The 8828-nt window shown below is 72.2% G+C and carries 6 protein-coding genes; 4 read left to right on the top strand and 2 right to left on the bottom strand.

Translation table 11 applies throughout. The annotated features are described in order from the left end of the window. The first annotated feature begins 272 nt into the window (after positions 1-272). Positions 273-2060, top strand: coding sequence for a glycerol-3-phosphate dehydrogenase/oxidase (locus ACY45C_RS05025; protein WP_462186474.1), 1788 nt, complete (start codon positions 273-275; stop codon positions 2058-2060). A gap of 79 nt (positions 2061-2139) precedes the next feature. Here the strand turns inward: ACY45C_RS05025 and ACY45C_RS05020 are convergent, their stop codons facing one another. Next, on the bottom strand, positions 2140-3585 hold the full coding sequence (locus ACY45C_RS05020; RefSeq protein ID WP_462186473.1) for a dihydrolipoyl dehydrogenase family protein: 1446 nt from the start codon (positions 3583-3585) through the stop codon (positions 2140-2142). Between the two features lie 344 nt (positions 3586-3929). Between ACY45C_RS05020 and gnd the strand changes: the two genes are divergently transcribed. Beyond that, positions 3930-4958, top strand: coding sequence for a phosphogluconate dehydrogenase (NAD(+)-dependent, decarboxylating) (gnd, locus tag ACY45C_RS05015; RefSeq protein ID WP_462186487.1), 1029 nt, complete (start codon positions 3930-3932; stop codon positions 4956-4958). 74 nt (positions 4959-5032) lie between these two features. Here the strand turns inward: gnd and ACY45C_RS05010 are convergent, their stop codons facing one another. Continuing rightward, a complete protein-coding gene (locus ACY45C_RS05010; protein WP_462186472.1) occupies positions 5033-5701 on the bottom strand; it encodes a L,D-transpeptidase family protein in 669 nt (222 codons plus the stop codon). A gap of 820 nt (positions 5702-6521) precedes the next feature. Between ACY45C_RS05010 and ACY45C_RS05005 the strand changes: the two genes are divergently transcribed. Both ACY45C_RS05005 and ACY45C_RS05000 read left to right on the top strand, forming a co-directional pair. Continuing rightward, the gene (locus ACY45C_RS05005) at positions 6522-7577 is read left to right on the top strand and encodes a hypothetical protein (protein WP_462186471.1); all 1056 of its coding nucleotides are present in this window, start codon (positions 6522-6524) and stop codon (positions 7575-7577) included. Between the two features lie 20 nt (positions 7578-7597). Beyond that, on the top strand, positions 7598-8828 hold a 1231-nt coding region (locus ACY45C_RS05000), incomplete at its 3' end, for an ATP-binding protein (protein ID WP_462186470.1).

Raw genomic sequence — 8828 nt, 5'->3', positions numbered from 1 at the left:
TCAGGTCCATGCGTTGACCTCCATCCTGGTGTTGACCTCCATCTGGTCGCCCATCCGGTCGCCTCACGCGGGATCCCGGGACGGTCGCATTCGCATCCCACCACGCCCCGGCCGGACGTTCACAGACGTTCATGGACGTTCAACGATCCCGCGCCCGGGCGCCGGACACCGGACACCGACAGCCGGCACGATGGGTGGCGAGCCGCCGGAGCGTCCCGGGCGATCACGACGACGGGACGCGAGGACGTTCGCAGGAGAGGAAGCAACTGGCGATGACGCCGACCAGACACGGAACCTCGACCGCCCGGCTCGACCGGGTCGGCCGCGCCGAGGCACTGCGCCGGATGGGGGCGGATCCGGTGGATGTGGCCGTGATCGGCGGCGGGGTCACCGGCACGGGGGTGGCGCTGGACGCGGTGACCCGGGGCCTGTCCGTCGCCCTGGTCGAGGCGCGCGACCTCGCCGCCGGCACATCCAGCCGGTCGAGCAAGCTCATCCACGGCGGGCTGCGGTACCTCGAGCAGCTCAACGCCCCGCTGGTCCGAGAGGCGCTGCGGGAGCGGTCCCTCATGCTGGACACGCTCGCGCCCCATCTGGTCCGGGCCATCCCGTTCCTGCTGCCATTGACCCGCCACGGTTGGGAACGTGCCTACATCGGCAGTGGCGTGCTGCTCTACGACACCCTCGGGCAGGGGCTGGCCCGCATCGGGCCGAGCGGCGACGCCACCATGCCCCATCACCGGCACCTGACCCGCAAGGCGGCGCTGCGGGAGTTCCCGTCGCTGCGCCCGGACGCCCTCGTCGGCGCGATCCAGTACTGGGACGGCCAGGTCGACGACGCGCGGCACACCGTGTTCGTCGCGCGGACCGCCGCCCGTTACGGGGCGCTCATCGCGACCAGCGCGCGGGTCACCGGCTTCCTGCGGGAGGGCGACCGGGTCGCCGGCGTGCGGGTGCGTGACCTCGAGTCGGGCGCCGAGATCGAGCTGCGGGCCCGCCAGACGATCAACGCTGCCGGAGTATGGACCGACGAGATCCAGGCGATGGTGGGGGGACGTGGCCAGCTGTCGGTCCGGGCCTCCAAGGGAGTGCACATCGTCGTGCCCCGCGACCGCATCCATGGCGCCACCGGCCTGATCCTGCGCACCGAGAAGAGCGTGCTGTTCGTCATCCCGTGGGGCAGCCACTGGATCATCGGCACCACCGACACCGACTGGAGCCTCGACCTCGCCCATCCAGCGGCCAGCAGCGCCGACATCGACTACCTGCTCGGCACGGTCAACCGGGTGCTGCGCACGCCGCTCACGGCGGCGGATATCACCGGGGTGTACGCCGGGCTGCGCCCGCTGCTCGCCGGGGAGTCCGAGGACACCTCGCGGCTGTCCCGCGAGCATGCCGTGGTCAGCCCCGTCTCCGGGCTGACGATGGTCGCCGGCGGGAAGTACACGACCTACCGGGTGATGGCCGCCGACGCCGTCGACGCGGCCGTGCACGGCATGAACCGGGCGGTGCCGCCGTCGTGCACCGAGAAGATCCCGCTGCTCGGCGCGGACGGGTTCCCCGCGCTGTGGAACGCCCGGGAGACCCTCGCCCGCCGCGCGGGGCTGCACGTCGGCTGGATCGAGCACCTCCTGCACCGCTACGGCACCCTCACCGAGGAGCTCCTGGACCTCATCGAGACGCGGCCGGATCTCGCCCAGCCGCTGCGCGGGGCATCGACCTACCTGGCCGCGGAGGCGGTGTACGCGGCCTCCCACGAGGGGGCGCTGCACCTGGAGGACGTGCTCACCCGGCGGACCCGCGTCTCGATCGAGACCATCGACCGGGGGGTGGAGGCCGCCGAGCACGTGGCCGATCTCATCGCCCCCGTGCTCGGCTGGGACCAGGCGACCCGCGCCCGCGAGGTCGAGCACTACCTCGCCCGGGTGGAGGCCGAACGGGCCTCGCAGCGGCAGGCCGACGACGCGACCGCCGACGCGGCCCGGCTCGGCGCGCCCGACGTGCGCCGGCTGGGCCGGACCGACCACCGCGCCCCGGCGGCGACCGGCGGGCCGTCCTGAAGGCTCGGCCAACCCGATCCGCGGCCCCGCCCAGGCGTTTCGGTGCTGCGGTCCGCGCAACGACGTCCGCGCAACGACGTCATCCGTAGACCTCCAACAGGCGCAGCCAGACCTCGCTGACTGTCGGGAACGACGGGACCGCGTGCCACAGCCGCTCCAACGGCACCTCTCCGACGATCGCGATCGTGGCCGCGTGCACCATCTCCTGGGTGTCCGGACCGGTGAAGGTCGCTCCCACGAGCACCCGGCGGGTCTCGTCCACAACGATCTTCGACGTGCCCGTGATCTCCTCCCCCCGCACCGACGCGCCGGCCACCGAGCCGGTCGGCACGCTCACGGCCCGCACGGCGATCCCGGCCTCCCGCGCGGCCCGCTCGGTCAGTCCGACCGCGCTGACCTGTGGATCGGTGAAGGTCACCCGCGGGACGGCCGCCGGGTCGGCCAGGTCGCGCACGGGAGCGCCGGCGAGGTCCCGGCGGCCGGTGATGACGTCGGCCGCCAGCCGGGCCTGGTACTTGCCCATGTGGGTGAGCAGCGCGCGGCCGCAGACGTCGCCGACCGCGTAGAGCCAGTCCCCCGCCACGCCGACCGCGCGGAGCCGGTCGTCGACCTCGATGAACCGCCCGGGTTGCAGGCCCACGGTCTCCAGGCCCAGGTCGCCGGTCGCCGGGGTGCGCCCGACGGCGACCAGGATCTCGTCGGCGACCACGGCATCGCGGCGCGGCCGCCGCTCACCCGGCTCAGCCGGATCCGCCGGCTCAGCCGGATCCGCCGACTCCACCGTGACGGTCACCGGCCCGGCCGAGCCGTCCGGTCCCGTCCGGGCCCGGCGGACCTCGACCGCCCGGCTTCCGAGCCGCACCGTGATGCCGGCCGCCTCGAAGGCGGCCCGCAGCTGCTCGCTGACGAACTCCTCCTCCCGGACGAGCAGCCGGGGCGATCCCTCGATCAAGGTCACCTCCACGCTACCGAGCCGGCGGAAGGCCTGGGCGAGTTCCACCCCCATGGCGCCGCCGCCGAGCACCACGAGGCGGTGCGGGACCTTCCGCGCGCCGGTCGCGGTCCGGTTGTCCCACGGTTCGGCGTCGGCGAGACCGGGGATCGGTGGAACGGCGGCCCGCGTCCCGGTGGCCACAACCACGGCTCGGGATGCGGTCAGCACCCGGCGGGTGCCGTCCAGCAGCGTCACCGCGACCCGGCCGGCGGGCCCCACCAGGCGCCCGGTCCCGCGCACCAGCTCGACGCCCTTGTCGACCAGCCAGGGCACCTGGGAGGAATCGGAGTAGTCGCCCACCATCCGGTCTCGCCGGGCGAACGCCGCGGCGGGAACGCGGCGGGCCGCCGCCAGCACCTCCCCCGGCCGCAGGAGAGTCTTGCTCGGGATACAGCCCCAGTAGCTGCACTCCCCGCCGACGAGCTCGCGTTCGACGACGATGACGGACAGACCCGCGTCGGCACAGCGGCCGGCGACGTTCTCGCCCGCGGGCCCGGCGCCGAGCACAATCACGTCCGCGTCGGCATCCATGGCCGCCTCCCCTGCCCTGCCCGGCTCGCTCACAAGCCCTCCGTCGTTGCTCGTTAGAATCTGCCGCTCGATCCACGCCAACCGAAGATCATCGGGAACTTTCGGGGTCCCGCCCGGCTCGCCAACTGATCCAACTGATCCAACTGATCCAACTGATCCAGACGGCACGGACGGCACGGACGGACCGTGACCGGGCCGGCGCCGGCTCGGAGACGAGAAGCACGTGCACCACGGACGGGGAAGCACGGATGCAGCACGGAGAATGGCGTCAGGAGCGCCAGGCCGGGCCCGTCCCGGCGACACGCCGGAGCGGGCCATCGAGACGAACCAGCGGAGAGATGAAGATGCAGCTCGGGATGATCGGACTCGGCCGGATGGGTGCCAACCTGGTGCGCCGGCTGATCCGCGGTGGTCACGAATGCGTGGTCTACGACGTCAACCCCGAGGCCGTCAAGGCCCTGGCGGCGGAGGGCGCCACGGAGACGCGGAGCCTCGCCGAGTTCGCCGCAGCCCTGCGTCCGCCCCGGGCTGCCTGGATCATGGTGCCCGCCGGGCTGACCGGTGAGACCGTCTCGGCCCTGGCCGAGCACTTCGCGCCGGACGACGTGATCATCGACGGCGGCAACTCCTACTACCGGGATGACATCCTGCGTGCCGCGTCGCTCGTCGAGCGGGGCATCCACTACGTCGACGTCGGCACCTCCGGGGGCGTGTTCGGGCTGGAACGCGGCTTCTGTCTGATGATCGGCGGCGAACCGGGGGTCGTGGCCCGCCTAGAGCCGCTGTTCGAGACGATCGCACCCGGCGTCGGCACCATCCCGCGGACCCCGGGCCGGACCGGCGAGATCACCCAGGCCGAGAAGGGATACCTGTACTGCGGCCCGAACGGCGCCGGTCACTTCGTCAAGATGGTGCACAACGGCATCGAGTACGGCATGATGGCCGCCTTCGCCGAGGGGTTCGCGGTGCTCGACAAGGCGAACATCGGCACGACGTCCGCCGAGCACAACGCCGAGACCGCCCCGCTGGGCAACCCGGAGTACTACCAGTACGACCTCGACACCACCGCGATCGCCGAGGTGTGGCGGCGGGGCAGCGTGGTTAGTTCCTGGCTGCTCGACCTCACCGCCGCCGCGCTGCAGGAGGATCCCGGACTCACCGAGTTCAGCGGCCGGGTGTCCGACTCCGGGGAAGGACGTTGGACGGTACTGGCCGCCGTGGAGGAGGGCGTTCCCGCCCATGTGCTGACAGCGTCCCTCTACGAGCGGTTCAGCTCGCGCGGGGATGGCCTGTTCGCCGACAAGCTGTTGTCGGCGATGCGCAAGCAGTTCGGTGGGCACGCGGAACAGCACGCGGAGAAGCCAGCCGGCTGAGCCTCACCGGCTTCCTTGCCTGTCCAGAGGCTTTTGTGTCTGATTTATCCCTCTGGATAGGCAAGGCAAGGGGCTCAGGGGCGGGCGTTGTCGGCGCCGAGGTCCGCCGCGTCTCCCATAACGATCATGGGATGGGCCATCGGGGTCAGCCAACGGAGAATGGCCACGAGGGCGTCCTGTTCCACCGCGATGCAGCCCCGCGTCGGCGATCTGTGGTCGACATGCAGCCAGATGTCCCCGCCGATCTGCGGGCCCAGCGGACGGGTCGGGTCCGACGGCGGATGCCCGGGCAGTCGGTTGTAGTCGATGGCGACCACGTAGTTGAACGCGTCGGGCATCAGCTCGCCCCGCGGACCCGTCGCCCGGTAGAACGACGGGCGATACTCGTAGGGCAGACCGGTGCCCGGATCGGCCAGCTTGCCACCGGCGGCGGTGAGACTGAACACGCCGATCGGGCTGCGCAGATCGCCCTCCCGATGGTCATACGTCCAGCCGTCGGCGCCGTTGCGGCCGATCAGCGGGGCGCCGTAGGTCTCCCAGGCGGAGCCGGGATCGGCTCGTTCCCACAGCGTCACGTTGTTGGTGTTCGCGTTCCGGTCGATGCCGCTCACCACGATCACCTGCCGGGCGGCCTGCGGGATCTTCGTCATCATCACCGGTCCGACCTCGGGGATCGCCGTGAGGTCGGAGGCGGGCCCCGCCCGACCGTCCGCGCCGGTGCCGGCCGCCCGGCTCGTCCTCACCGGCCCACCCACTCCCGCCGGGCGTGCTTCGGAGGTGGGATCGAGCCCGGATGTGCGTCCGAGCTGGGGCGCGCCCCTGGGCCCGGACGGTAGGGACACCGACAGGTCATGCGAGGAGCCCGGGTCCGAGCCGGGACTGCTGAGATGAAGTGCACTGGCCGCCCCCACGGCCAACGTCACACCCACCGCGGCGGCACCGACCGCGACCGAGCGACCCCGCGGGGGGCTCGTACGCGTCTCGGTCCGGCGGCGATTCCTGCGATGATCGGCCATGCCTCCGACTTCCGGGACGACGCCACGGGCGGGGCGGCGACGCACTGTTGACCTCTGCCACCCCCGTGACCTCTGCCACCCCCGGCGGCCGCCACGCCCGCGCCATCCGGCTGCGGCCATAATGCACCGGCGATGACAATACGTATCATTCGCGCCGACCTGGCGAGGTAGCCCAGCCCGGCGAGGTACCCCGACTCGGGGAGGTATCCCGGAGCAGCCGCCGGTGCGTCGGCCCACGACACCCGCAGACCGCGATCACGACGACGGGAGTCCATGCGCCCGGGACCGTGACGATCGGAGACAACCGTCCATGCCTCCATGTTCGACCCTCGCTCCTCCCCGATCTCAGAATTCAAGTACTTCGAGCAATGATGGACACGATCCGGATCCAATGCCCAGCGGAGGGTGATAGATTGCCACATCGGCATCGATGATCAGAAGTATGTTCGCGGAGAGACGAGACGAAGACCACGAGGAGCCCGGCATGGTGGTACGGACGGCCGGCGGCCGTTCCCGGCGCAGCCGGCACGAATAGGCCCCTCCGATCGTGCTCGCCGGTTTCCGGTTCCACCGCATCCTCACCGCCCCTCGGCGACCCGACACACCCGACCGGCCCGATCCCGTACCGGCCGCGCTCTTCGCCGCCCTCGTCGGCGCGTACGCGCAGTTGACCTCGCTCGGGCCCGGCCACGAACCCACCGTCTCCGGTGCGTCCACTCGCGGCGGCCCGTACCCGGTGCCGGGAGCAGCCCGGCCGGGAATCGCCGTCGCCTGGCTACGGGGCCCGGGTGAGGCGCACATCCGGTTCCTCGCCGGCGGCCGCCCCTTCTTCCCGGCGGGCCCGACCACGACAGACCCGACCGCGGCGGCCATGTCGACACCGGCCACGTCGCTCGCAACAGCCACGTCGACACCAGCCGCAACCGCGGTTCCGCTGCTGTACCCGCCGGGATCGACAGCGGTGGCGCTGCCACCGGACGCCGTACCCGCCCAGCTCGCAGGCTTCCCCTACTGGCTGCGGTGCGAAGGCCTCCCGGATGCCCTGTGGGCCGCCGATCCCGGCACCGACGTCCGGCCGCCGGACACCCGCCGCGGATCGTTCGACGACTACGCCGCGCATCTCGTCGGCCCGTTCGCCTGGCTTGTGCTCGCGTGGCCGGTGCCCCCCGAACATCTCGCCGAGGAACGGGCGGACCTCTCGCGATCGATTCCCGTGCTGCGCCGGCGGGAGAACGACCAGGGCACCCGGCTCGACCTGGAGCGCGCGGAGGCCCGCTACCGGGAACTGGGCCGGGGCGCGTCGAGCGGCATGTGGGACGTGGAGATCCTGGTCGGTGGGGTGACCCCGGCCGGCGCGGTCTCGCTGGCCGCCCTGCTGTGCAGCTCCAGCGATCTCGACCGGCTGCCCTACACGTTGAGTCCGACCGGCCCGGTCACCTCGTTCGCGGGGCCCTCGGCGGGGTCGGAGCCGGAGCCGGGGTCGGAGCCGGAACCGGAACCGGCGGGCTGGCCGGCTCGCCGCGGCCCTCGCCGCGAGCGAGCGCGGAGCTGCTGGCGGCGCTGGCCCGGCCGCCCGGCCGTGAGCTGCCGGGTATCACCCTGATCACACCGCACGCCTTCGACGTGACGCCCGAGGGTCCGAACCGGTCCGGTCCCGCGGACCCCCGGGGAACGCCCGGCGCCGTTCGGCTCGGCGACGTGCTCGACGCCGGCTGGATGCCGGCCGGCGCGTTCTCGGTTCCCCGCGCGACGCTCAACCGGCACGCCTTCGTCTGCGGCGCCACCGGATCCGGGAAGTCACAGACCGTGCGGTCGCTGCTGGAGTCGTTGACCCGTGCTCCGGCGCCCGTTCCGTGGCTGGTCCTGGAGCCGGCCAAGGCCGAGTACGCCCGGATGGCCGGGCGGCTCGCCGGCCTCGCCCAGGTGCTCGTCATCAGGCCGGGCCGGCTCGACGCTCCACCGGCGTCGCTGAACCCGCTGGAACCCGAGCCCGGCTTTCCCTTGCAGAGCCACATCGATCTCGTCCGGGCCCTGTTCCTGGCGGCGTTCGAGGCGCACGAGCCGTTCCCCCAGGTGCTCGCCCGCGCGCTGACGGTCTCTTACCAAGACCTGGGATGGAACCTGGTGCTGGACCGGCCGGAGCCCGCGCACCGGCCCAGATTCCGGGTGGCCGGGCCGAAGGAGGACCCGAAGGTCGACGTGCGCAGGCGATATCCGACCCTCGGGGACCTGCAGCGCACCGCGACGAGGGTGGTCGAGAATATCGGCTACGGCGCGGAGGTCACGGCGGACGTCCGGGGCTTTGTCGACGTGCGCATCGGCAGCCTGCGGGAGGGTTCTCCCGGTCGGTTCTTCGAGGGCGGGCATCCGATCGACATCGGCGCCCTGCTGGCGCGCAACGTCGTCTTCGAGCTGGAGGACATCACCAGCGACCAGGACAAGGCGTTCCTGCTCGGCGCCGTCCTGATCCGCGTCGTGGAGCATCTGCGGGTCCGGTACGGCAACGCGGGCGCGGGCGGACTGCGCCACGTCCTGGTCCTCGAGGAGGCCCACCGGCTGCTCAAGAACGTCACCGACGGCCCGGCCGCGGCCGCCGTCGACCTGTTCGCCTCGCTGCTCGCGGAGATCCGCGCCTACGGCGAGGGGCTCATTGTCGTGGAACAGATCCCAGCGAAAATCCTTCCCGACGTTATCAAGAACACCGCGCTGAAGGTGATGCACCGGCTCCCGGCCGCCGACGACCGGGAAGCCGTCGGCGCGACAATGAACCTGCGCGACGACCAGTCCGAGCTGGTCGTCGCGCTGCCGGCGGGAGTGGCGGCGGTGAGCGCGGACGGCATGGACCGTCCCGTGC

Source organism: Frankia sp. CcWB2 (assembly GCF_977927585.1).
Note: the sequence above shows the minus strand (reverse complement) of the source record. Positions and strands in the feature narration are given on the sequence as shown.

Bases quoted from the DNA above. Each gene is read 5' to 3' on its own strand.
- gnd (WP_462186487.1), top strand. From the start codon at position 3,930: ATGCAGCTCGGGATGATCGGACTCGGCCGGATGGGTGCCAACCTGGTG.
- ACY45C_RS05020 (WP_462186473.1), bottom strand. From the start codon at position 3,585: ATGGATGCCGACGCGGACGTGATTGTGCTCGGCGCCGGGCCCGCGGGC.
- ACY45C_RS05025 (WP_462186474.1), top strand. From the start codon at position 273: ATGACGCCGACCAGACACGGAACCTCGACCGCCCGGCTCGACCGGGTC.